This is a genomic window from Variovorax flavidus, from assembly GCF_030317145.1.
Classification (GTDB): domain Bacteria; phylum Pseudomonadota; class Gammaproteobacteria; order Burkholderiales; family Burkholderiaceae_C; genus Variovorax; species Variovorax flavidus.
Window position 1 is genome coordinate 381955 of record NZ_JASZYE010000001.1, and the last position, 22027, is coordinate 403981.

General features: G+C 65.1%; 21 protein-coding genes and 1 tRNA gene. 5 read left to right on the plus strand and 17 right to left on the minus strand.

Annotated features, from left to right (window positions below; translation table 11 throughout):
• Positions 1–7: 7 nt before the first annotated feature.
• From prmB to argA, 7 genes are all read right to left on the minus strand, one after another.
• The gene (gene prmB, locus QTH90_RS01845) at positions 8–868 is read right to left on the minus strand and encodes a 50S ribosomal protein L3 N(5)-glutamine methyltransferase (protein ID WP_286662830.1); all 861 of its coding nucleotides are present in this window, start codon (positions 866–868) and stop codon (positions 8–10) included.
• Complete coding sequence (dapE, locus tag QTH90_RS01850; RefSeq protein WP_286662831.1) at positions 865–2043, minus strand: succinyl-diaminopimelate desuccinylase; 1179 nt, start codon at positions 2041–2043, stop codon at positions 865–867. The genes prmB and dapE overlap by 4 nt, the downstream gene beginning before the upstream one ends.
• Positions 2044–2059: 16 nt before the next feature.
• Positions 2060–3208, minus strand: a complete 1149-nt coding sequence (locus QTH90_RS01855) for a PilT/PilU family type 4a pilus ATPase (RefSeq protein WP_286662832.1) — start codon at positions 3206–3208, stop codon at positions 2060–2062.
• Between the two features lie 71 nt (positions 3209–3279).
• Positions 3280–4104, minus strand: coding sequence for a 2,3,4,5-tetrahydropyridine-2,6-dicarboxylate N-succinyltransferase (gene dapD, locus QTH90_RS01860; protein ID WP_286662833.1), 825 nt, complete (start codon positions 4102–4104; stop codon positions 3280–3282).
• Positions 4105–4112: 8 nt separating this feature from the next.
• Complete coding sequence (gene dapC, locus QTH90_RS01865; protein WP_286662834.1) at positions 4113–5312, minus strand: succinyldiaminopimelate transaminase; 1200 nt, start codon at positions 5310–5312, stop codon at positions 4113–4115.
• A 9-nt stretch (positions 5313–5321) separates the two neighbouring features.
• Entirely contained in the window at positions 5322–5726 is a 405-nt protein-coding gene (locus QTH90_RS01870) for a hypothetical protein (RefSeq protein WP_286662835.1), read from the minus strand.
• Between the two features lie 31 nt (positions 5727–5757).
• A complete protein-coding gene (gene argA / locus QTH90_RS01875) occupies positions 5758–7104 on the minus strand; it encodes an amino-acid N-acetyltransferase (protein WP_286662836.1) in 1347 nt (448 codons plus the stop codon).
• Positions 7105–7240: 136 nt separating this feature from the next.
• On the opposite strand from argA, the gene hrpA reads away from it, so the two are divergent.
• Positions 7241–11029, plus strand: a complete 3789-nt coding sequence (gene hrpA / locus QTH90_RS01880; protein ID WP_444814703.1) for an ATP-dependent RNA helicase HrpA — start codon at positions 7241–7243, stop codon at positions 11027–11029.
• Between the two features lie 72 nt (positions 11030–11101).
• Here hrpA and QTH90_RS01885 read toward each other — a convergent pair whose 3' ends face one another.
• From QTH90_RS01885 to lptF, 6 genes are all read right to left on the minus strand, one after another.
• Positions 11102–11260: a DUF3309 family protein gene (locus tag QTH90_RS01885; RefSeq protein WP_286367752.1), complete on the minus strand. Its 159-nt coding sequence runs from the start codon at positions 11258–11260 to the stop codon at positions 11102–11104.
• Between the two features lie 110 nt (positions 11261–11370).
• Positions 11371–12537 carry a pyridoxal phosphate-dependent aminotransferase gene (locus QTH90_RS01890; protein WP_286662838.1) on the minus strand — a complete coding sequence of 389 codons (1167 nt, stop codon included), beginning with the start codon at positions 12535–12537 and terminating at the stop codon, positions 11371–11373.
• A complete protein-coding gene (locus QTH90_RS01895; protein ID WP_286662839.1) occupies positions 12534–13475 on the minus strand; it encodes a CysB family HTH-type transcriptional regulator in 942 nt (313 codons plus the stop codon). Before QTH90_RS01895 ends, QTH90_RS01890 begins: the two co-directional genes overlap by 4 nt.
• A gap of 63 nt (positions 13476–13538) precedes the next feature.
• Entirely contained in the window at positions 13539–13907 is a 369-nt protein-coding gene (locus QTH90_RS01900; protein WP_286662840.1) for a sirohydrochlorin chelatase, read from the minus strand.
• 4 nt (positions 13908–13911) lie between these two features.
• Positions 13912–15018, minus strand: coding sequence for an LPS export ABC transporter permease LptG (lptG, locus tag QTH90_RS01905; protein ID WP_286662841.1), 1107 nt, complete (start codon positions 15016–15018; stop codon positions 13912–13914).
• On the minus strand, positions 15015–16118 hold the full coding sequence (gene lptF, locus QTH90_RS01910; RefSeq protein WP_286662842.1) for an LPS export ABC transporter permease LptF: 1104 nt from the start codon (positions 16116–16118) through the stop codon (positions 15015–15017). Before lptF ends, lptG begins: the two co-directional genes overlap by 4 nt.
• A 21-nt stretch (positions 16119–16139) precedes the next feature.
• Between lptF and QTH90_RS01915 the strand changes: the two genes are divergently transcribed.
• The 4 genes from QTH90_RS01915 (at position 16140) to QTH90_RS01930 (ending at position 19812) form a co-directional block, all read left to right on the plus strand.
• Entirely contained in the window at positions 16140–17633 is a 1494-nt protein-coding gene (locus tag QTH90_RS01915; protein ID WP_286662843.1) for a leucyl aminopeptidase, read from the plus strand.
• Positions 17630–18067 carry a DNA polymerase III subunit chi gene (locus QTH90_RS01920; RefSeq protein WP_286662844.1) on the plus strand — a complete coding sequence of 146 codons (438 nt, stop codon included), beginning with the start codon at positions 17630–17632 and terminating at the stop codon, positions 18065–18067. The genes QTH90_RS01915 and QTH90_RS01920 overlap by 4 nt, the downstream gene beginning before the upstream one ends.
• The gene (locus QTH90_RS01925) at positions 18067–18483 is read left to right on the plus strand and encodes a hypothetical protein (protein WP_286662845.1); all 417 of its coding nucleotides are present in this window, start codon (positions 18067–18069) and stop codon (positions 18481–18483) included. Before QTH90_RS01920 ends, QTH90_RS01925 begins: the two co-directional genes overlap by 1 nt.
• Positions 18484–18606: 123 nt before the next feature.
• Positions 18607–19812, plus strand: a complete 1206-nt coding sequence (locus tag QTH90_RS01930; protein ID WP_286662846.1) for a branched-chain amino acid ABC transporter substrate-binding protein — start codon at positions 18607–18609, stop codon at positions 19810–19812.
• Between the two features lie 67 nt (positions 19813–19879).
• Here QTH90_RS01930 and QTH90_RS01935 read toward each other — a convergent pair whose 3' ends face one another.
• The 4 genes from QTH90_RS01935 to QTH90_RS01950 form a co-directional block, all read right to left on the minus strand.
• On the minus strand, positions 19880–20269 hold the full coding sequence (locus QTH90_RS01935) for a response regulator (protein WP_286662847.1): 390 nt from the start codon (positions 20267–20269) through the stop codon (positions 19880–19882).
• Positions 20270–20465: 196 nt separating this feature from the next.
• Positions 20466–20556, minus strand: a tRNA-Ser gene (locus QTH90_RS01940).
• Between the two features lie 58 nt (positions 20557–20614).
• On the minus strand, positions 20615–21547 hold the full coding sequence (locus QTH90_RS01945) for an SPFH domain-containing protein (protein ID WP_286662848.1): 933 nt from the start codon (positions 21545–21547) through the stop codon (positions 20615–20617).
• 33 nt (positions 21548–21580) lie between these two features.
• Positions 21581–22012 carry an NfeD family protein gene (locus QTH90_RS01950; protein WP_286662849.1) on the minus strand — a complete coding sequence of 144 codons (432 nt, stop codon included), beginning with the start codon at positions 22010–22012 and terminating at the stop codon, positions 21581–21583.
• Positions 22013–22027 lie beyond the last annotated feature (15 nt).

Sequence of the window (22027 nt, forward strand, 5' to 3'; positions counted from 1 at the left end):
CATTTCGTCAGAGGGATTCGCGGGTGACCAGCAGGACCTGGTCTTCGCCTGCGCTGGTGGCGAGCCACACCACTTCGAGCTGCGGGAACGCGGCCTCGAAGTTGGCGCGTTCGTTGCCGATTTCGAGCACCAGCACGGCGGATTCGCTCATGCAGGCGGGTGCTTCGGCGAGAAGACGGCGGATGAAATCCATCCCGTCGGCGCCGCCGGCCAGCGCCAGTTCCGGCTCGGCGCGGTACTCGGCCGGAAGCGCCGTCATGCTCTGCGCGTTGACGTACGGCGGGTTGCAAAGGATGAGGTCGTACGGGCCGCGCACGTTGGCTAGGCCATCGGATTCGAGCAGCGTGATGCGTTCGTCGAGCTGATGCCGCGTCACGTTGATGGCCGCGACTTCGAGCGCCGTGGTCGACAGGTCCGCCGCATCGACCGCGATGTCCGGGTAGGTCATCGCCGCCAGCACCGCGAGGCTGCCGTTGCCGGTGCACAGGTCGAGGACGCGGCGCGTGTGTTCGCCCAGCCAGGGATCGATGCTGCCGTCGGCCAGCAGCTCCGCAATGAAGCTGCGCGGAACGATGGTGCGTTCGTCGACGTAGAAGGGCACGCCTTGCAGCCAGGCTTCCTTGGTCAGGTAGGCGGCGGGTTGGCGCGTCTCGATGCGCTGGCTGAAGAGGTCATTGATGCGCGTCGCATCCGCGGGCGACACCGGGCGATCGGCAACCTCGTCGAGTTCGTCCAGCGGCAGGCCGAGACGCCACAGCACGAGCCAGACGGCCTCGTCGAAGGCGTTGTCGGTCCCGTGGCCAAAGGCAACGCCCGCGTCGGCCAGCTGCTTGGCGCCGGCCTCGATCAGTTCAATGACAGTGCTCATACCAGGAGCAGCGCTTCGAGCCTGTCCAGTGTGCGACGATAGATGTTCTTGAGCGGCTCGATCTCGGCGACCGCGATGTGCTCGTCGATCTTGTGGATGCTCGCGTTCACGGGGCCCAGTTCGACCACTTGAGTGCAGATCTTCGCGATGAATCGCGCGTCGCTGGTGCCGCCGCTGGTCGACAGTTCGGTCTCGATGCCGGTCTCGTCGCGGATGGACTGCTGCACCGCTTCGACCAGCTCGCCCGGCTTCGTGAGGAAGGGCAGCCCGCCGACGGTCCATGTCATCGTGTAGTCGACACCATGGCCGTCGAGCACGGCATGCACGCGCTGCTGCAACGATTCGGGCGTCGATTCGGTCGAGAAGCGGAAGTTGAAATCGACCACCGCCGCGCCCGGAATCACGTTGCTCGCACCGGTTCCGGCGTGGATGTTGCTGACCTGCCAGCTCGTCGGCTGGAAGTGCTCGTTGCCGACATCCCAGCCGCCGGCCGCATTGATGGCGACCAGTTCGGCCAGCGCGGGCGCGAGCGAATGCACCGGGTTCTTCGCCAGGTGTGGATAGGCGATGTGGCCCTGTACGCCCTTGACGGTGAGCTTGCCGCTCATGGTGCCGCGTCGGCCGTTCTTGATCATGTCGCCGCAGCGCTCGACGGCCGTCGGTTCGCCGACGATGCAGTAGTCGATCCGTTCGCCGCGCGCGGCCAGCGTGTTGCAGACCACGACCGTGCCGTCGACGCCTGGGCCTTCCTCGTCGCTGGTGAGCAGGAGGGCCAGGGTGAGGCGCGGATCCGGCTTGGCGGCCAGGAATTCCTCGATCGCGACGACGAAGGCCGCGAGCGAGGTCTTCATGTCGCACGCACCGCGGCCGTAGAGCTTGCCGTCGCGGTGGGTCGGGGTGAAGGGGTGGCTGGTCCACTGTTCGAGTGGTCCCGTGGGCACCACGTCGGTGTGGCCCGCAAAAGCCATCGTCCGGCCTGCGCCGCTCGGGGCGGCGCCGGGCCGGACGGCCCAGAGATTGGTCACGCGGAAGTCGGGCGGGCCGCTTTCGATGGTCTCGAGCCGGAATCCGAGCCGCGCGAGTCGTTCGCCGAGGATCTCCTGGCACCCCGCGTCGTCCGGAGTGACCGAGGGGCGGGAGATCAGTTGTTCGGCAAGCTGGAGCGTTCGGGACATCGAGAGGGCAAATGGATCACAGACGCACGTCGAGCGTGATGTCCGTGAAGGTGGGTTCCTCGACCTGGTCGAGGAGGGAGCGTTCTTCGCTGCGGGTCTGCGGCGCCTTGCGGTTCTGCAGGCGCCACATCAGGTTGGTCGGCGAGTCGGCCTGCGCCAAGCCTTCCTCGCGGGTGACGAGATTTTCGGTGATCAGGCGGGCAATGTCTTCCTCGAAGGTCTGTGACCCTTCGGCCATGGACTGTTCCATGGCTTCCTTGACAGCCGAGAAGTCACCCTTGCCGATGTGCTCGGCGACCAGTGCGGTGTTCAGCAGCACTTCGAGCGCCGGGACGCGGGCACCGTTGGGGGTGCGCAGCAGGCGTTGCGCCACGATCGCGCGCAGGGCGCCGCCGAGGTCACCGAGCAAAGTGGCGCGCACTTCGACCGGGTAGAAGCTCAGGATGCGGTTCAGCGCCCGGTAGCTGTTGTTGGCGTGCAGCGTGGCCACGCAAAGGTGGCCCGACTGCGCATAGGCAATCGCGGCAGTCATCGTCTCTCGATCGCGGATTTCGCCGATCTGGATCACGTCGGGCGCCTGGCGCAGCGCGTTCTTGAGCGCGATCTGGAGCGATTGGGTATCGCTCCCCACGTCGCGCTGGTTCACCATCGACTTCTTGTTGGTGAAGGTGAATTCGATCGGCTCCTCGACGGTGAGGATGTGGCCGGTCGCGTTCTCGTTGCGGTAGTCGAGCATCGAGGCCAGCGTCGTGCTCTTGCCGGCACCGGTGGAGCCCACCATCAGGATGAGCCCGCGCTTCTCCATCACGAGCGTCTTGAGGATCTCGGGCAGGTTCAGGTCCTCGAAGGACGGAATGACCGATGCGATGTGCCGTACCACCACCGCGTAGCTGCCGCGCTGGCGCATGGCGCTGATGCGGAAGTTGCCGGCGCCGTCGAGGCCGATCGCCATGTTGAGCTCGCCGCTGCGCTCCAGCTCGGCGATGCGGTCCGCATGCACGACTTCGGACAGCAGGCTGAGGGGGGCTTCGGGCGGGAGCACCTGGGCGTTGATCGGCATGCAATTGCCGTTGATGCGAATCAGCGCCGGGCAGTTCGCCGATAAATAGATGTCGGAAGCCTTGCGTTCGGCCATCAGGCGAAGAATTCGCTCCATCGTGTTCATCGGCATTTCTCCTCAGTGTGGTTATGAAACGGGCATCCACCGTGCCGCCCCCTCAGGCGGCCGGCTTCCTTTTAATCGCGCAGAAGATCGTTCAGCGAGGTCTTGGCGCGGGTTTGCGCGTCGACACGCTTTACGATGATCGCGGCGTACAGGCTGTACTTTCCGTTGTCCTTGGGCAGCGTGCCGCTGATGACGACCGAGCCCGACGGCACGCGGCCGTAGCTGACTTCGCCCGTCGTGCGGTCGTAGATCGGCGTGCTCTGGCCGATGTACACGCCCATCGACAGCACCGAGTTTTCCTCGATCACCACGCCTTCGACCACTTCGGAGCGGGCGCCGATGAAGCAGTTGTCCTCGATGATGGTCGGGCCGGCCTGCAGCGGCTCCAGCACGCCGCCGATGCCGACGCCGCCCGAGAGGTGCACGTTGGCGCCGATCTGCGCGCAGGAGCCCACCGTGGCCCAGGTGTCGACCATGGTGCCTTCGCCGACGTAGGCGCCGATGTTCACGTAGGAGGGCATCAGGATCGCGCCCTTGGCGATGTAGCTGCCGCGGCGCGCCACGGCCGGCGGCACGATGCGCACGCCGGCTTCCTTCAGTTCGCCCGCCGACAGGTGCGAGAACTTGGTGGGCACCTTGTCGTAGAAGCCCAGCGAGCCGGCCTGCATCTGTTCGTTATCCTTGAGGCGGAACGACAGCAGCACGGCCTTCTTGATCCACTGGTGCACGGTCCACTGGCCGACGCCCTCACGGGTGGCGACGCGCAGATGGCCATTGTTGAGCTCGGCGATCACGTGATCGACGGCATCGCGAACTTCCTTCGGTGCGCTGGTGGCGGAGATGTTGGCGCGGTCTTCCCACGCGGCGTCGATGGTCTGCTGGAGTTGTTGGGTCATGGAAAAGCTCAGTTCTGGATGAAGTTCACGATGCGTTGCGCGGCCTCGGTGCATTCGGCCGTGTCGGCGACCAGCGCCATTCGGATGCGCCCGCGGCCCGGATTGGCGCCGCCCACGTCGCGGGCGAGGTAGCTGCCGGGCAGCACCGTCACATTGTATTGAGCGTAGAGCGCACGGGCGAAGGCCTGGTCGTCGCCTTTCCACGATGCCGGCACACCCGCCCAGAGGTAGAAGCTGGCATCGGGCAGACGAACGTCGAGCACGGGTTCGAGCAGAGGCGTGACGGCGGCGAACTTGGCACGGTATTGGGCGCGGTTCTCGACCACGTGGGCCTCGTCGTTCCATGCCGCGATGCTGGCGGCGGCGACCGTGCCGCTCATGGCGCTGCCGTGGTAGGTGCGATAGAGCAGGAAGGACTTGATGATGGCCGCGTCGCCCGCCACGAAGCCGCTTCGCAGGCCGGGCACGTTGCTGCGCTTGGACAGCGAGGTCAGGGCGATCAGGTTGCGGAAGTCGCTGCGGCCGAGCCGGGCTGCGGCCTCGAGCCCGCCCAGCGGCGGTTCGTCGCGGAAATAGATCTCGCTGTAGCACTCGTCGGCCGCGATCACGAAGCCGTGGCGATCCGACAGCGCAAAGAGCTTCTGCCACTCGTCCAGCGGCATCACGGCGCCGGTCGGATTGCCCGGCGAGCAGACGAAGACGAGCTGGGTGCGCGCCCAGACCTCGGTGGGGACGCTATCCCAGTCGACGCCAAAGTTGCGTGCCGCCACGCTGGGCACGTAATAAGGCTCGGCACCGGACAGGAAGGCCGCGCCTTCATAGATTTGATAGAAGGGATTGGGCGACAGCACCACCGGCGCCGGCGACTTGCCGGGATCGATCACCGTCTGCGCCAGCGCGAAGAGGGCCTCGCGCGATCCATTGACCGGCAGAACCTGAGTGGCCGGGTCCAGCGCCAGCCCATAGCGAGTTTGCAGCCAGCCCGTGAACGACTCGCGCAGCTTGAGTTCGCCGGCCGTTGCCGGGTAGACGGCGAGCGCGCCCAGGCTGTTGGACAGCGCTTCCTTGATGAAAGCGGGCGTGGGGTGCTTGGGTTCGCCGATGCCCAGGCTGATGGGGGTGAACTCGGGGTTCGGCTCGACGCCCGCGAAGAGTTGGCGGAGCCGCGCGAAGGGGTAGGGCTGCAGTTTGGCGAGCAGGGGATTCATGGGCCTGGATTATCGGGGCCTGGGCGCGAGGGCCAGCAGGCGGTCATAGGCGTCGGGGTCGGCATCCCGCAGCCTGGCGAGGGCCGAGGCCGCCGCATCCGCGATCTCGGCACGGCTTTGCTTCTTGGCGGCCTCGATCTTGTCGTAGGCCTTCTCCAGCTTGCCCAGGGATTCGGCACCCTGGGCCGGCGTAACCGACTTGTATTGCTTGTCGGCCAGCAGCACTTCCGTGATCCAGCCGATCTGGCGCCCGTAGCTGGCAACGTCGAAGGCCTTCTTCTCCAGATCGCCGTTGCCCGCCCAGGCGGGAATCCCCGCGAAGAACCAGCTCGTATCCGGCTCGATCTGCTGCGCCACGCTGCCGCTGAACGGAAAGTGCAACGTCGGGGACCAGAACCAGAGCCATGGAAACATCGCGTTCTCCTCGGGTGATGTGTGCTCGCCGTTAAAGCTTCTTGACCAGCACCTGGCTCTTGCGGTCCCAGTTGTACTTGCGCTTGCGCGCCTCGGGCAGCCAGTCCGGGTTGACCTGCTGGAAGCCTCGCTTCAGGAACCAGTGCATGGTGCGCGTCGTCAGCACGAAGATGCTTTCCAGGCCCTGGGCCTTGGCGCGCTGTTCGATGCGTTTCAGGATGCGTTCGCCGTCGCCCTGCGCCTGCGATTGGGGCGACACGGTCAGCGCCGCCATCTCTGCCGTCTTCGCTTCGGGGTATGGGTAGAGCGCCGCGCAGCCGAAGATCACGCCATCATGCTCGATCACCGTGTACTGGCCGACGTCGCGCTCGATCTCGGTGCGGCTGCGCTTCACCAGCGTACCGTCGCGCTCGAAGGGCTCGATGAGCTGCAGGATGCCGCCGATGTCGTCCGCCGTCGCTTCGCGGAGCGATTCGAGCTTTTCGTCGATCACCATGGTGCCGATGCCGTCGTGCACGTACACCTCCAGCAGCAGCGAGCCGTCCACGCTGAACGGCAGGATGTGGTTGCGCTCGACGCCCGCCTCGCAGGCCTTCACGCAATGCTGGAGGTAGAAAGCGGTGTCCGTCGGCCGCTGCGCCGGCGAGAGCGAGGCCAGGAGCTTCTTCGCCGTGTCGAGCGGCAACTCGGTGTCGATCGGGTTGTCCTCGCTGACCGGCAGGCTGGTGTCCAGCGGAATCCCGGGAATCTCGGACAGGAAGATCAGCTTGTCGGCCTGGATCGAGATCGCCACGCTGGTCGCGACTTCTTCCATCGTCAGGTTGAAGGCCTCGCCAGTGGGCGAGAAGCCGAAGGGCGACATCAGCACCATGGCGCCGAAATCCAGCGCGCGGCGGATGCCCGCCGCATCGACCTTGCGCACCAGCCCGGAATGCTGGAAGTCGACGCCGTCGACCACGCCGACGGGCCGTGCGGTGATGAAGTTGCCCGAGATGACGCGAATCGTGGAGCCGGCCATCGGCGTGTTCGGCAACCCCTGGCTGAAGGCGGCCTCGATCTCGTAGCGCAACTGGCCGGCGGCTTCCTGCGCGCAGTCCAGCGCCACCTCGTCGGTGATGCGCATTCCGTGCGAGTACTTCGCCTCGTGGCCCTTGGCGCGCAACTGCTCGTTGACCTGGGGGCGGAAACCGTGCACCAGCACCACCTTGACGCCCATGCTCTGGATCAGGGCCAGGTCCTGGGCGATGTTCTGCAGCTTGCCAGCGGCGATGGCCTCGCCGGCCATCGCGACCACGAAGGTCTTGCCGCGATGCATGTGAATGTAGGGCGCCACCGAGCGAAACCACGGGACGAAGGTGAAGTTGAAGACGGTGGACATTGGCAGGGTAGGGGAGGCGGAAAGGCCGGGCGCAAGATAATTGGCGATTTTCCCCGAACTGCCAGCCTTGTCTTCGTCCCCACTTCGAATCGAGTTCCCCGAATCCCTGCCGGTGTCGGCCCGGCGCGACGAAATCATGGCCGCCATCGAGGCAAACCAGGTCGTGATCGTCTGTGGCGAGACGGGTTCGGGCAAAACCACGCAGCTGCCCAAGATCGCGCTGGCGCTGGGACGCGGCAAGCTCAACGCTCCGCCGGGCAAGGGCAGGCTGATCGGCCATACCCAGCCGCGCCGCATTGCGGCGTCATCGGTCGCCAAGCGCATCGCCGAGGAACTGAAGACGCCGCTGGGCGACGTGGTCGGCTACAAGGTGCGGTTCCAGGACCGGCTGTCGCGCGATGCGTCAGTCAAGCTGATGACCGACGGCATCCTGCTGGCGGAGACGCAGACCGATCCGCTGCTCAAGGCCTACGACACGCTCATCATCGACGAGGCACATGAGCGCTCGCTGAACATCGACTTCCTGCTGGGCTACCTGCGCGAGATCCTGCCGCGCCGGCCGGACCTGAAGGTGATCGTGACGTCGGCGACCATCGATGCCGACCGTTTCGCACAGCATTTCGCTTCGGCGAAGGGGCCGGCGCCGACGATCATGGTGTCGGGCCGGACCTTTCCGGTCGAGCAGCGCTACCGCCCCTTCGAGGAATCGCGCGACTACGATCTCAACGACGCCATTGCCGACGGCGTGGATGAACTCTGGCGCGATCCGCACAACGCGGGCGACATCCTGGTCTTCCTGCCCGGCGAGCGCGAGATCCGCGAGGCGGCCGATCATCTGCGCAAGCACCTGAGCCATCAGCCGCTGATGCGCAGCGCCGAGGTGCTGCCGCTGTTTGCGCGCCTCTCCCAGGCTGAGCAGGACCGCATCTTCGACGGCCACACCGGCCGCCGCATCGTGCTGGCCACCAACGTCGCCGAAACCTCGCTGACCGTGCCCGGCATCCGCTACGTGGTTGATACCGGAACTGCGCGGGTCAAGCGCTACAGCTTCCGCAGCAAGGTAGAGCAGTTGCTGGTCGAGCCGATCAGCCAGGCGGCCGCCAACCAGCGCGCGGGCCGTTGCGGCCGGGTGGCCAACGGGATCTGCATCCGGCTCTACGACGAGAAGGACTTCGAAGGCCGGCCGCGGTTCACCGACCCGGAAATCCTGCGTTCCTCGCTCGCGGGCGTGATCCTTCGGATGAAGTCGCTGCATCTGGGCGACGTCGAGCGCTTTCCGTTTCTCGAGGCGCCGCAGCGGCGAGCGATCGCCGACGGCTACCAACTGCTCAACGAACTCGGCGCTGTCGACGACGCGAACGAGCTCACGCCGACAGGGGCTGAACTGTCCAAGCTGCCGCTCGATCCGCGCGTCGGCCGAATGATCCTGGAGGCTCGCACGCGCGGTGCGCTCGAAGAGGTGCTGGTGATCGCCAGCGCCTTGTCAGTCCAGGATGTCCGGGATCGGCCCATGGACGCGCAACAGCAGGCGGACCAGGCGCACTCGAAGTTCGATGACGAAAAGAGCGAGTTCAGCGGGTATCTGCGGCTCTGGAAATGGATTCAGGACGCGCGTGGCGGGCATGGCGACACCCACAAGCTCAGCAACCGCCAGTACGAACAGCTGCTGCGCCAGAACTTCATCAACGTACGTCGCGTGCGTGAATGGCGCGACATCCACTCGCAGTTGCTCACCGTTGTCACCGAACACAAGTGGCGCATCAACGGCGAGCCCGCGGGCTACGAGCCATTGCACCTCTCCATGCTCTCGGGCCTGCTCGGCAACGTCGGCTGGAAACTCGAGGACGACGAGGCCTATCTCGGCGCGCGCGGCATCAAGTTCTACCGTCACCCGGGCGCGCACCTGAAGAAGAAGCCGGGCCGATGGATCGTCTGCGCCGAACTCGTCGAGACTACGCGGCTCTTCGGCCGCGGCATCGCGAACATCGAGCCGCAGTGGCTCGAACAGGTCGCCGGACACCTGCTCAAGAAGCAGTTGCTCGATCCGCACTGGGAGAAGAAGGGCGCCCAGGTGGCGGCGCTGGAACGCGCGACGCTCTACGGCCTCGTGGTCTATAGCGGGCGACGCGTCGACTTCAGCAAGGTGGACCCAGTCGCTGCCCGCGAGATCTTCATTCGCGAGGCGCTCGTCGGTGGCCAGTGGGAAAGCAAGCTGCCTTTCCTCGCGGCCAACCGCAAGCTCGTGCGCGAGGTCGAGGGCCTGGAGCACAAGTCGCGGCGGCAGGACGTGCTGGTCGACGACGAACTGATCTACGCCTTCTACGACGCCCAACTGCCGCCGGATGTTGCGAGCGGGATCACCTTCGAGAATTGGTATCGCCAGCAGTCGAAGGAACAGCCGCGGCTGCTGTACCTGACGCGCGACGAGTTGATGCGGCACCAGGCGGCCGGCATCACGACGCAATCGTTCCCGCCGACCCTGCGCCTGGGCGGCGTCGATTGCGCGGCGACCTACCTGCACGAACCCGGTGACGCGAAGGATGGCCTGACCGTCTCCGTCCCGCTCTTCGTGCTGAACCAGGTCAGCGAAGAGCGCTGCGAATGGCTGGTGACCGGCATGCTGAAGGACAAGGTGCAAGCCCTGCTCAAGAGCCTGCCGCAGAAGCCGCGCGCCCGACTGGTGCCATTGCCGGAATCGGCTGCGCGTCTCAGCGAGACGCTCGCGGCGCCGGAAGTCTTCGGTCATGGTTCGCTCACTGATGCATTGCTCAAGCGCGTGCGCGACCAGACCAGCCTCGACGTGAAGCGGGCTGACTTCAAGCTCGACATGCTGCCGCCGCATCTGTTCATGAACCTGCGCGTGGTGGACGAACACGGTCGCCAACTCGGCATGGGGCGCAACCTCGGTGCCCTGAAAGCGGAACTGGGCGCGCAGGCGCGGGGAGCATTCCAGGCGTTGGCAGGGCTCAACGTCAAGGCGTCCGCGACGCCCGCCGCAACCGCGCCTGCAGGCTCTGGAGCGCAGCCATCGGCGGGGCCCGCGCGGAACGAGCCCGCAGCGCCGTCACTACCTGCGGGCCAACGCTACACGGCCTGGACCTTCGGCGAACTTCCCGAACTGATGGAAGTCCGGCGCGGCGCGCAATCGCTGATCGGCTTCCCCGCGCTGCTGGATGGCGGCGACGCGGTCACTATCGAGGTGTTCGACGAGCCTGCCGTTGCAGCCGCGAAGCACAGAAACGGGTTGCGGCGCCTCTTCGCGCTGCAACTGAAGGATGCCCTCAAGTACCTCGAGAAGAACATCCCCGACCTGCAGAAGATGGCCGTGGCGTACATGCCGCTCGGCACCGCCGAAGAGCTTCGCGCGCAGATCATCGACGTGGCGTTGGAGCGTGCCTTCCTGCAGGACCCGCTGCCGGCCGACGAAGCGAGCTTCAAGCGCCGTGTGGAGGAGGGACGCGGCCGGCTCACGCTCATCGCGAACGAGGTCGCGCGGCTGGCCGGCGTGATTCTCACCGAGTACACGCAGGCAGCGCGCAAGATCAAGGACACCAAGGTCCAGCCCACTGCCACCGCCGACGCCGTGCAGCAGTTGCAGCGATTGATGTGCAAGCGCTTCATTGCCGACACGCCGTGGCCACGGCTGCAGCATTTCGCGCGCTATCTCAAGGCGATCACCCTGAGGCTCGACAAGCTTCGCGGCGACCCGGCGCGCGACGCGCAGCGGCTGGCAGAGCTTCGTCCGCAGGAGCAGCGCTATTGGCGCCTGCTGGCCGAGCGCAAGGGCGCGGCGGACGAGCGGATGAGCGAATTCCGCTGGTTGCTGGAGGAGTTGCGTGTGAGCTTCTTTGCGCAGGAACTGCGCACACCGCAGCCGGTCAGCGTGAAACGGCTCGACAAGCTGTGGGTGCAACTCGAAAGCTGAGAGGGCTGTTTGCAGACGAAGAAAAGCCCGCGGAAGCGGGCTTTTCTCATTGGGTGGGGAGCGCGCGCGGGACTATATGCGTCCCATGAGAAGCAGCACGATCACGACCAGCAGCACCAGGCCCAGGCCACCGCTAGGACCATAGCCCCAGCCACGGCTGTAGCCCCAGCTCGGCAGCGCGCCCACCAGCAGCAGGATGAGGACGATCAGCAGAATCAACGAGAGAGACATGGACTTCTCCTAGGGCGGAATGTTTTGAGGAGTCCATGGTCGGTGCTGCGCGTCGAATCCATCGCCGGAAGGGGCGCCCTCCGGCGGTCAGGACTCTCCTACCGTTTGTGTCAGAGCCGCGCCAGCCGCTCGATGGCCGTTTGCAGCGTTTCGTCCTTCTTGGCGAAGCAGAAACGCACCACGCGCTGGTCGAATCCGTCACCGTAGAAGGCCGACAGCGGGATGGCCGCGACGCCGATCTCGCTCGTCAGCCATTGGCAGAAGTCGGACTCGCCCAGGTCGCTCACTTCGCTGATGTCGACGCACTGGAAGTACGTGCCGCCGCTCGGCAGGAGCTTGAGCCGTGTTCTGGCAAGGCCCGCCGCAAACAGGTCGCGCTTGCGCTGGTAGAAAGCGGGCAGTTCGAGGTAAGGCGCCGGATCGGCCATGTAGCTCGCGAGCGCATGCTGCATCGGCGTGTTGACGGTGAACACGTTGAACTGATGCACCTTGCGAAACTCGGCGGTGAGGGCGGCGGGCGCGGCCACGTAGCCGACTTTCCAGCCTGTCACGTGGTAGGTCTTGCCGAAACTGCTCACGATGAAGCTGCGTGCAGCCAGGCCGGGGAAGCGCGAGGCGCTTTCGTGGCGCGCGCCCGTGTAGACCATGTGCTCGTAGACCTCGTCGCTGATCACCAGCACGTCGGTGGGAGCGAGCAACTCTTCGAGCTGGCGCATCTCGGCCTCGGTCCACACCGTGGCGCTCGGGTTGTGCGGCGTATTGATGATGATCGCGCGCGTGCGCGGCGTGATGGCCGCAGCGATCTTGCCGAAGTCGGGGCGGAAAGTACCGGGCGTCAGCGGCACACGCACCACGGTGCCGCCGGCCAGGTCGATGTTGGGCACGTAGCTGTCGTAGCAGGGCTCCAGCACGATGACTTCGTCGCCTGGACGCACCACGGCAAGGATCGCGGTGATGATCGCTTGCGTGGCGCCGGCCGTGACGGTGATCTCGCTCTGCGCGTCGTAGCCGTGCCCGTACAGCGTCGCAATCTTCGTGGCGATTGCCTCGCGCAACGGAAGGATGCCGGGCATCGGCGGGTACTGGTTGTGGCCGGCCGCCATCGCATCGGTCACGGCCTGCAGCAGCTTTGGGTCGCAGCCGAAATCCGGAAAGCCCTGGCCGAGGTTCACCGCGTTCTTCTCGGTGGCCAGCGCCGACATCACGGTGAAGATGGTCGTGCCGACGGCGGGCAGCTTGGTCTGTACGTCGGGTGTACGGGCGATCACGGTGCTCACAGTTCGTAGTCCTGGTTGTGACCGCTCAAGGCCTTGGCGATCAGGTTGCGGTCGAGCCGGTCCGAAAGCAGCTCGGCGAATTTGAAGACGAAGTTGCGCAAGTAGGCGCTGCGCTTGAACGCCACGCGCGCGATGTTGACGCCAAAGATGTGCCCCATCGGACGCACGACCAAGTCTGCGTTGGAGTCGTCGCGCACCGCCATTTCGGCCACGATGCCGACGCCGAGCCCGAGCCGGACATAAGTCTTGATGACATCGGAGTCAATGGCCTCCAGGGCGATCCGCGGCGTGAGCTTCTTCTGCGCGAAGGCATGGTCGATGCGCGTGCGGCCGGTGAAGGAAGGGTGGTACGTGATGATCGGCTCGTTCGCCAGGTCTTCGAGCGATATGCGCTCCTTCTCCGCGAGCGGGTGGCCCTTGGGCAGCACCAGCACGTGCTGCCACTCGTAGCAGGGCATCGTCACGAGTTCGGCGTAGTCGGCGAGCGATTCGGTGGCGATGCCGATCTCCGCGATTTCGTCGATGACCATGCGTGCAACCTGATCGGGCGAGCCTTGATGGAGGCTGACGTTCACCTTCGGATAGGCCTCGCGCAGCTTGGCCACAGGCACCGGCAAGACGTAGCGCGCTTGCGTGTGGGTGGTGGCGATCGAAAGTGTGCCGCTGTCCTGGGCGCTGAACTGTTCGCCGATCCGCCTCAGGTTGCCGACCTCGCGCATGATCAACTCGATGCTGGCGAGCACGTGCTGGCCGGGCTCGGTCACGCGCTTGAGGCGCTTGCCATGCCGGGCGAAGATTTCCACGCCCAGTTCTTCCTCGAGTTCGATGATGGCCTTGGAGACGCCGGGCTGCGAGGTATGCAACGCCTTGGCCGCCTCGGTCAGGTTCAGGTTGCGCCGTACCGCCTCCTGTACAAACTTGAACTGGTGAAGATTCATAACAATTTCCGTCTTATTTCGGCATTCATTATGCCTTCGGAGTCTATGAAAATCACCAGGAAATCAGGATTCCAACGCCTTTCGTGCCAGCAGCTCGATCACTTCCGGCTCCTCGCCAACCGCGCGGGTCAGCGAAAACGCAACTGCCGGATGCGATGCACGCAATCCGTCGAGCAAACGGGGCAGGTCCTCGCGCACATGCTTGCCCATGCCGAGGAAGAGCGGCACGACCCGGATCGAGTCAACGCCGCTTTCGATGAGCCGGGCGGCGGCTGTGCGCAAGTCGGGCTCGATCAGTTCGAGATAGGCGCACACGACCTTGGCCGAATGATCCAGGTCTGCGACCCGCCGGGCCACGGCCTCCACTGGCGCGCGCCAGCGCTCGTCGCGCGATCCGTGCGCAAAGAGGACGATGCCCAGCGACGCCGTCATGGAACTAGCGCCGCAGCACCAGCCAACTGAAGGCGGCCAGCGACATCACTGAATAGATCAGGCCGGGCGCGGCCGCCGTCATCCATGGCCACCAGTTGCCAAGGTTGCCCAGGTAGCCGAAGACGTTGTTCAGCAGGAAGAAGCTGATGCCGATCATCACGCCCCCAAACACATAGGTCGTGATGCCGGCCTGCCGGAAATGCAGGTAGGCAAAGGGCAGGGCCAGCACGACCATCACCAGGCACGACAACGGATAGAACACCTTGCGCCAGAACTCGATCTCATAGCGCTGCGCCGTCTGGCCGTTGGCCTCGAGGTGGCGGATGTAGTCGAACAGGTCGAGCGTGCGCATGCGGTCCGGCCGGAGGAGGGCGACCGACACCATTTCGGTGGTCAGCGAGGTCGGCCATTCCAGCATCGGAATCTTGGTCGTGACGATGCGGGGTTCGCCGGGGCCGCGCGTGTCGTACTCCTGGCGCTCCACGTCCACCAGCGTCCAGTGGCCGCCATCGGTTTGGGCGGAGGCTGCCGACACTTGCGACAGGATGAAGCCGTTCGGTCCGAACTCGAGGATGCGAGGATCCTTCAGCAAGCCATTGCGCGACATGGTGGCCACGTTGACTGCGTAGGAGTTCTCGCCTTGCCTTTCCTTCAGCCATGCCCCCGTGTTCCCGACGAAGGAGTAGACGTTCTGGAAGCGCGCCTTGAGCAACTGGGCCGTCCGGTCCGAAGCCGGCGCGATGTAGTCGCCGACGGCAAAGGTCAGCACCACGAAGCCGAGCCCCAGCAGCAGCAGCGTGCGCAGTGCGCGCCACGGGCCGAGACCGCTGGTGCGCAAAATCGTGTATTCGGAGCTCTGCGCGAGCCTTGCCATCACGAAGATGGTGCCGATCAGCACCGCGATCGGCAGCAGTTCGTAGAGGTGGCTCGGGATCAGCAGCGTCACGTAGATCAGCGCCTGGACGGCGCCATAGCCGAGGCTTTCGGGGCGGCCGATCGACTGCAGTTCATCGACGAAGTCAAAGAAGAAGAAAAGGCTCAGGAAGCCCAGGGCGACGAAGGCAACGGCCTTCACCACCTCGACGTAGATCAGGCGACGGATTGTTTTCACGCGTGGGGTGTCGTTGCAGTTCGGGAGCGACGCGACGGACGACTCCAGTTGAAATGTCGCTTCGCCAGCCAGAGCACGCCGATGAGGAGCGCGCCGCCGTGCAGGGCGAGCATGAAGCCGCCCATGCTGAAGCGGCCCGAGCCCACCCAGTTCTGGCCCAGGTTGAGCATGTTGTAGTAGACGACGAAGGCGAACAGCGCAAAGAGCAGGTTGCCGCTACGGCCCACGCGCGGGTTCACGCTCGACAGCGTCAACGCCAGCAGGACGAAGTTGACGGCAGCGAACAGCATGCCGACGCGCCACGCCAACTCGCCGCGATTGACGAGGTTCGGGTCGCGCAGCAGCGTCAGCGTGGTGCGGGTGCGCACGGGTGCGGCGTCCGGCGAGCTGTCCAGGCGGCCGCCGACCTTGGCGCCGTAGGTCTCGAACTCGCTGATCTTGATTCCGTCCGGCGTGAGCGGCCTCTCCAGGCGCTGACCGTTGCTCAGCAGCAGGTAGCGCACGCCATCGATGTCCTCCATCCGGCCGCTGCGAGCGGACGTGATGATCTGCAGGTTGCGTTCGATCGAGGAGATGAAGACGTTGTTGGCGGTGGCGCTGTCCGGCGCGTCCTTGTCGATGAAGAACACGCGCAGGCGTCCGGACGACTCGCGGAACTCGCCCGGTGCGACTCTTTCGATGTCGCTGCGGCGCTCGTAGCGCTGGCGCATGCCCTGGGTCTGCGAGTTGGCCCAGGGCCAACCGACCAGCGCCAGCACGGCAATCAGCAGCAGGATCGGCCACGCGAACTGATAGAGAGGCCGCAGGAACTCGGCCAGTCCCCGCCCGGCGGAGAACCAGATCACCATCTCGCTGTCGCGGTACATGCGCGAGAGCGTGCCGACGATCGAGATGAAGAGGCAGAGCCCCAGGATGGTCGGCATGTAGCCGAGCACGGTGTAGGTCATCACGAGGAAGACCTCGGAGGGATTCACGCTGCCTTTGGCCGCCAGTCCGAGCGTGCGGATCAGCATCATCGTCATCACGATGGTGACCAGAACGACCAGCGTGGCCCCGAAGCTGCGCGACAGCTCCTTGCGTATAGAGGAATGGAATAACATCGTCGAGGGAAAAAAAGGATTATGGACTTTCAACTCAAGACCCTCTCCATCGCCCAGGCCGCCACCGAAAAATGCGATGTGCTCATCGTGCTCGTGGCGTCCGGCTCCAGCACCTCCAAGGATGCTCTCTCCACGCTGATTGCCGACGCACGGAAGTCCGCGGACTTGCCGGACAAGGCCGGCAAGCTGCTCGCGCTCTATCGTCCGGCCGGCGTGACCGCGCCGCGCGTGGTGCTGGCGTCGGTGGGGGACGGCAAGCCGTCGTCGGTGCGCTCGACCGTGATCGCGGCTGTCAACGCGGCGAAGGGGTCGAACCCCAAGCGCGTGGCCGTCGTCTTCGCGCAGGCCGCGGACGCGGCCGGTGTCGGCGGTGCGGTGATCGCAGCGGCCGATGCCAGCTATGTCTACACCACCACCAAGTCCAAGGCCGAGTCCCGGACGATTCGCCACCTGAGCATCGGCGTGGCGGATGCCGGGCCGCTGCGCCAGGCTTTCGATGAAGCCACGGCAACCGTCGCGGGCATCGAACTGGCGAAGGAATGGGGCAATCGTCCCGGCAACTATTGCACGCCCACGCTGCTGGCCGATGCAGCGAAGAACCTGGCCGAATTGCCGAACATCAAGTGCGAAGTGCTCGGGCCCAAGGAAGTCGCCAAGCTCGGCATGGGGGCGTTCTCCGCCGTTGCGCAAGGGTCGGCGGAGCCGCTGCGCTTCATCGTGCTGCGCTATCACGGCGCACCCAAGGAGCAGGCGCCGGTCGTGCTGGTCGGCAAGGGCATCACCTTCGACACCGGCGGCGTTTCGCTCAAGCCCGCTGCCGAGATGGACGAAATGAAGTTCGACATGTGCGGCGCTGCGAGCGTGCTGGGCGTGTTCCGCGCGCTCGGCGACATCCAGCCTGCGATCAACGTGATCGGCCTGGTGCCCTCGTGCGAGAACATGAATGACGGCCATGCGGTCAAGCCGGGAGACGTCGTGACCAGCATGAGCGGCCAGACCATCGAGGTTCTCAACACCGATGCGGAAGGGCGCCTGATCCTGTGCGATGCGCTCACCTATGCCAAGCGTTTCGCGCCCGCTGCCGTGATCGACATCGCGACCCTGACGGGTGCTTGCGTGGTGGCGCTGGGCGGCGTGCGCAGCGGGCTGTTTTCGAGCGACGACGTGCTCGCGGGCGCCTTGGCTGCCGCCGGAGAGGAATCGCAGGACCGCTGCTGGCGCCTGCCGCTGGACGACGACTATGCCGAGGGCCTGAAGAGCAACTTCGCCGACGTCGCCAACATCGCCGGACGTGCGGGCGGTGCGATCACAGCCGCCAAGTTCCTGCAGCGCTTCACGAGCGACTTTCCATGGGCGCACCTGGACATCGCAGGCACCGCCTGGAAGAGCGGAGCGGCCAAGGGCTCCACCGGCCGTCCCGTGGGGCTGCTGCTGAACTACCTGCTGGGCCAGAGCCGGAAGGGCGACATCAAGTCGCCTGCGCGCAAGGCCAGGAAGGCCCGGTCCGCGGCGTGACTGAAATCGACGGCCACTACAACATGCCGGACAAGGTGAGCTACGCCTGCCGGCTGCTTCGCAAGGCGGTCGCCGCGCATGGCGCGCGCTTGGTGGTCGTTGCCGACGGCGCGACGCTGGATGCCATCGACCAGTCGCTGTGGACGTTGACGCCGACTGAATTCATCCCGCACTGCCGCATCGAAGATGACGCTCACATCCTGGCGCGATCACCGGTGGTGCTGGCCGAAAGCGGCGAAGCCTCGCTGCCTGACCGCCCCATCCTCGTGAACCTCGGGGCCGAATTGCCCGCGAGGTTCGAGCGTTTCGAGCGGCTGATCGACATCGTCAGCAGCGACGACGCCGACAAGCTCGCGGGCCGCACGCGCTGGCGGCACTACAAGGATCGTGGGTATGCGATTCGCACCCACCCCTACGGCGGGAGTGCAAGCTGATGACCCAGCGCACCCCGCCACGCTTCGTGCCCACGCTGACGACGGTGCTCGAATTGCCGCCCGAAGCTGCGCCGGCCGTAGACGAAATCGCACCGTCGGAGCCGCCGGCGCCAGCTGTGATCGAGCCTTCGCAAGCGGTCGCGCTGACGCCTTTGGCCCAGCTCTCGGAGGCCGAGGCTTTCCGGCTCGAAGAGCAATTGCTGCACCGCGTCCTGCAGCGCGTCGACCTGTCGCTCGAGGAGCGCGTGAGCGATGCGGTGTCAGCTGCCGTTCAGCAACACCTCGACAGGATGATCCCTGGTCTTCGCACTGAAATCGAGGCGGTTTTGCGTGCGCTGGTGAGCGAGGCTTTGGCCCACGAGCTTTCCGAAAACACAGGGTCTACGCCAGCTTTCGGCCCGCAATCCTTGGGCTAAACTGCGCGCCGGGTCGAATGCGCGAGGGCGCTGCGCATCCTCGGCGCGAAATTTGCTCAGTCTTCGCGCCCGGATCGAAAGACCGGTTTTCAACTCTATTTATCAATGTTCTGGAGGTTTCCCATGCAATTGAAATGGACTGCGGTCGCACTGGCTGCTCTCGCGCTTGTGGCCTGTGGCAAGAAGGAAGAAGCTGCGGCTCCCGCTGCTCCCGCACCGACTGCAGCGGCGCCCGCACCGGCAGCACCTCCGGCTGACGCGCTCGTCGTGAAGATCGGTCACGTTGCACCGACCAGCGGCGCCATCGCCCACCTCGGCAAGGACAACGAGTTCGGCGCACGCATGGCTATCGAGGACCTCAATGCCAAGGGCATCAAGATCGGCGACAAGGTTGCCAAGTTCGAACTGCTCGCCGAAGACGATGCAGCCGATCCGAAGCAAGGCACAGCAGTGGCACAGAAGCTGGTCGACAGCAAGGTCAACGGCATTGTGGGTCACCTGAATTCCGGCACCACGATCCCTGCCTCCAAGCTCTACAGCGACGCTGGCATTCCGCAGATCTCGCCGTCGGCAACCAACCCCAAGTACACCCGCCAGGGCTTCAAGACCACTTTCCGCGTGGTGGCTGACGACACGCAACTCGGCGGCACGCTGGGCAAGTACGCAGTTGAAACGCTCAAGGGCAAGAACATTGCCGTGATCGATGACCGTACGGCTTATGGCCAAGGCGTCGCCGAGGAATTCGAGAAGGCCGCCAAGGCTGCCGGCGGCACCATCGTCGGTCACGAATTCACCACCGACAAGTCGACCGACTTCAATGCCATCCTGACCAAGCTCAAGGGCGCAAAGCCTGACGTGCTGTTCTTCGGCGGCATGGATGCTGTCGGCGGCCCGATGCTCAAGCAAGTCAAGCAACTCGGCATGAACGTCAAGTTCATGGGTGGCGACGGCCTGTGCACCGGCGAACTGGCCAAGCTGGCTGGCGACGCGATCGGCGAAGACATGGTCGTGTGCGCTGAAGCAGGTGGCGTGGACGGCGACTTCAAGGCTCCGCTGGATGCCTGGAAGGCCAAGTTCAAGGAAAAGAACGGCGTTGAAGTCCAGATCTACGCTCCGTACGTCTACGACGCCGTGCAAGTGCTGGCCGCCGCGATGGAAAAGGCCGGCTCGTCGGATCCTGAAAAGTACCTGCCTGAAGTCAGCAAGGTCGAATACAAGGGCCTGACCGGTCCGATCGCGTTCGACGAAAAGGGCGACATCAAGAACGGTGCGCTGACGCTGTACACCTACAAGGGTGGTGCACGTACGCAGATCGCCGTGGTGCGCTGAGCAGCTGCTTCGCAGCGAAAACAAGAAAGGGCCTTCGGGCCCTTTTCTCATGGTCGCGCGTAGTTGGTCACCGCGATTGAGAATGGGTGCGTTTGCTGTCGTTGCAAAAGTCGAAGAAGGCGTCGAGCTCCCTCGATTTGTCGAAGACGGCGTCCGCGCCCAACGCCGTGCATCGCGCCCGGATATCGGGATTGATGTAGTTGCTGAGCACCACCGCACGCTTCGACGCAGGGCGGTTCATGCAACTGCGAAGCACACCCAGTCCCGAGCCTTCCTTGAGAAACAGATCCACGATCAAGAGTTGCCAATCGTCGGGATGCGCACTCAACCAGGTGACCGCGTCCGATTCAGTCTCGGCTATGCCAACGACGGCAGCATCTGCAAGATCCTCCAGCGCCGGGATCAAATTGTCTCGAATGGTCCTGTTGTCTTCGACAAGGAATGTGAAGAGGGCCATGCGAATTCCTGCCAATACAAGGGCCCAAGACTAGCGGCCTGCGGCTGGAATTCCATGCGCCCGAGCGCCGCCGTCGCGTAGGAGAAAGCAGACGAAGACGGCGCGGTCAGGATGGTCACGCCCACAAAAAAGCCCCGGCAAGCGGGGCTTTCAAGACGTTCCTGGTGCAGGTGGAAACTGCTGGATCGGTTTTTCCTGGCGGAGCAGGCGGGATTCGAACCCGCGGAGGGCTATTAACCCTCACACGCTTTCCAGGCGTGCGACTTAAACCGCTCATCCACCGCTCCGAGCCCACGATTGTAGCAGTGGCGAGGGTCGATTTTTCCGGCGTTCGCGCGAAAGCGTTCAGGCGGAGGCGGACGTCTTGCCGGCCTGCACCATCCGCATTGCCGAAGCGATGAGGGCTGCCGTTTCGTTCATGTTGCTTGGCACGATCAGCGTGGTCGTGGCGTCGGCCGCGACCTTGCCGTAGGCGTCGACCGCGCGCTCGGCCACCTTGAGCTGCACGGCCTGCTCGCCACCCGGCTGCCGGATCGCGGCGGCGATGCGCTCGATGGCGCCGGCAGTCGCTTCGGCCACTGCGGTGATCGCGGCCGCCTCGCCCTGCGCATTGTTGATCTGCGCCTGCTTTTCGCCCTCCGAGCGTGCGATGAAAGCCTCGCGCTCACCGGTGGCGATGTTGATCTGTTCCTGGCGACGGCCTTCCGAAGCGGCGATCAGTGCGCGCTTTTCGCGTTCGGCCGTGATCTGGCGCTGCATCGCGTGGAGGATCTCGTTCGGCGGCGTCAGGTCCTTGATCTCGTAGCGCAGGACCTTCACGCCCCAGTTGAGCGCCGCCTCGTCGATGGCGGAGACGATCTGGGAATTGATGATGTCGCGTTCCTCGAATGTCTTGTCCAGTTCGAGCTTGCCGATCACGCTGCGAAGAGAGGTCTGGGCCAGCTGCGTCACGGCCACGATGTAGTTCGACGAGCCGTAGCTCGCCCGCATCGGGTCGGTTACCTGGAAGTAGAGGATGCCGTCCACCTGCAGTTGCGTGTTGTCGCGGGTGATGCAGACCTGGCTCGGCACGTCCAGCGGGATTTCCTTCAGGCTGTGCTTGTACGCCACCCGGTCGATGAAGGGGATCAGGAAGTTGGGCCCGGGCGTCATGGTGCCGTGGTACTTGCCGAGGCGCTCGCGCACCCATGCGTTCTGCTGCGGCACGAACTTGATCGACTGGGTGATGACGATCACGGCGATCACCAGGATGACGAGGGGGACGACTGCGAATTCCATGGGTTTCTTTCCTGCCTTCTTGTGGTTTCTGATTCAGATCTTCTCGACGACGAGGCGGCTGCCGATCACCTCGGCGACCTTGTGCTCGCCCGTTGCCAACGCGCTCCCGTCGCGAGCCACGACGGTCCATTGCGCGCCACGGTAGCGGACCGTGGCGGTGCCATCGGCGTTCCAGGCGTCGACGTGGACTCTTTCGCCGATATCGAGGTTGACGTTGCGATTGGCGCCCGTCGGCGGCTCGGGCGGGCGCTTGCGGCGGATCGCATGCCAGCCGACCACCGCCCCGAGGCCCACGACCGCCGCCACGATCAGCTGAGTGCCGACCGCGGCGCCCGCGTGCGCCGACAATGCCGCTGCGACGAAGCCGGCGCTCATCAGCAGCAGGTAGACCGTGCCCGTTCCGGACAGCAGCTCGACCACGATAGCGGCCCCCGCTATCAACCACCAGATGGTGGAACTCGCCATGTCGATTCCTCTCTT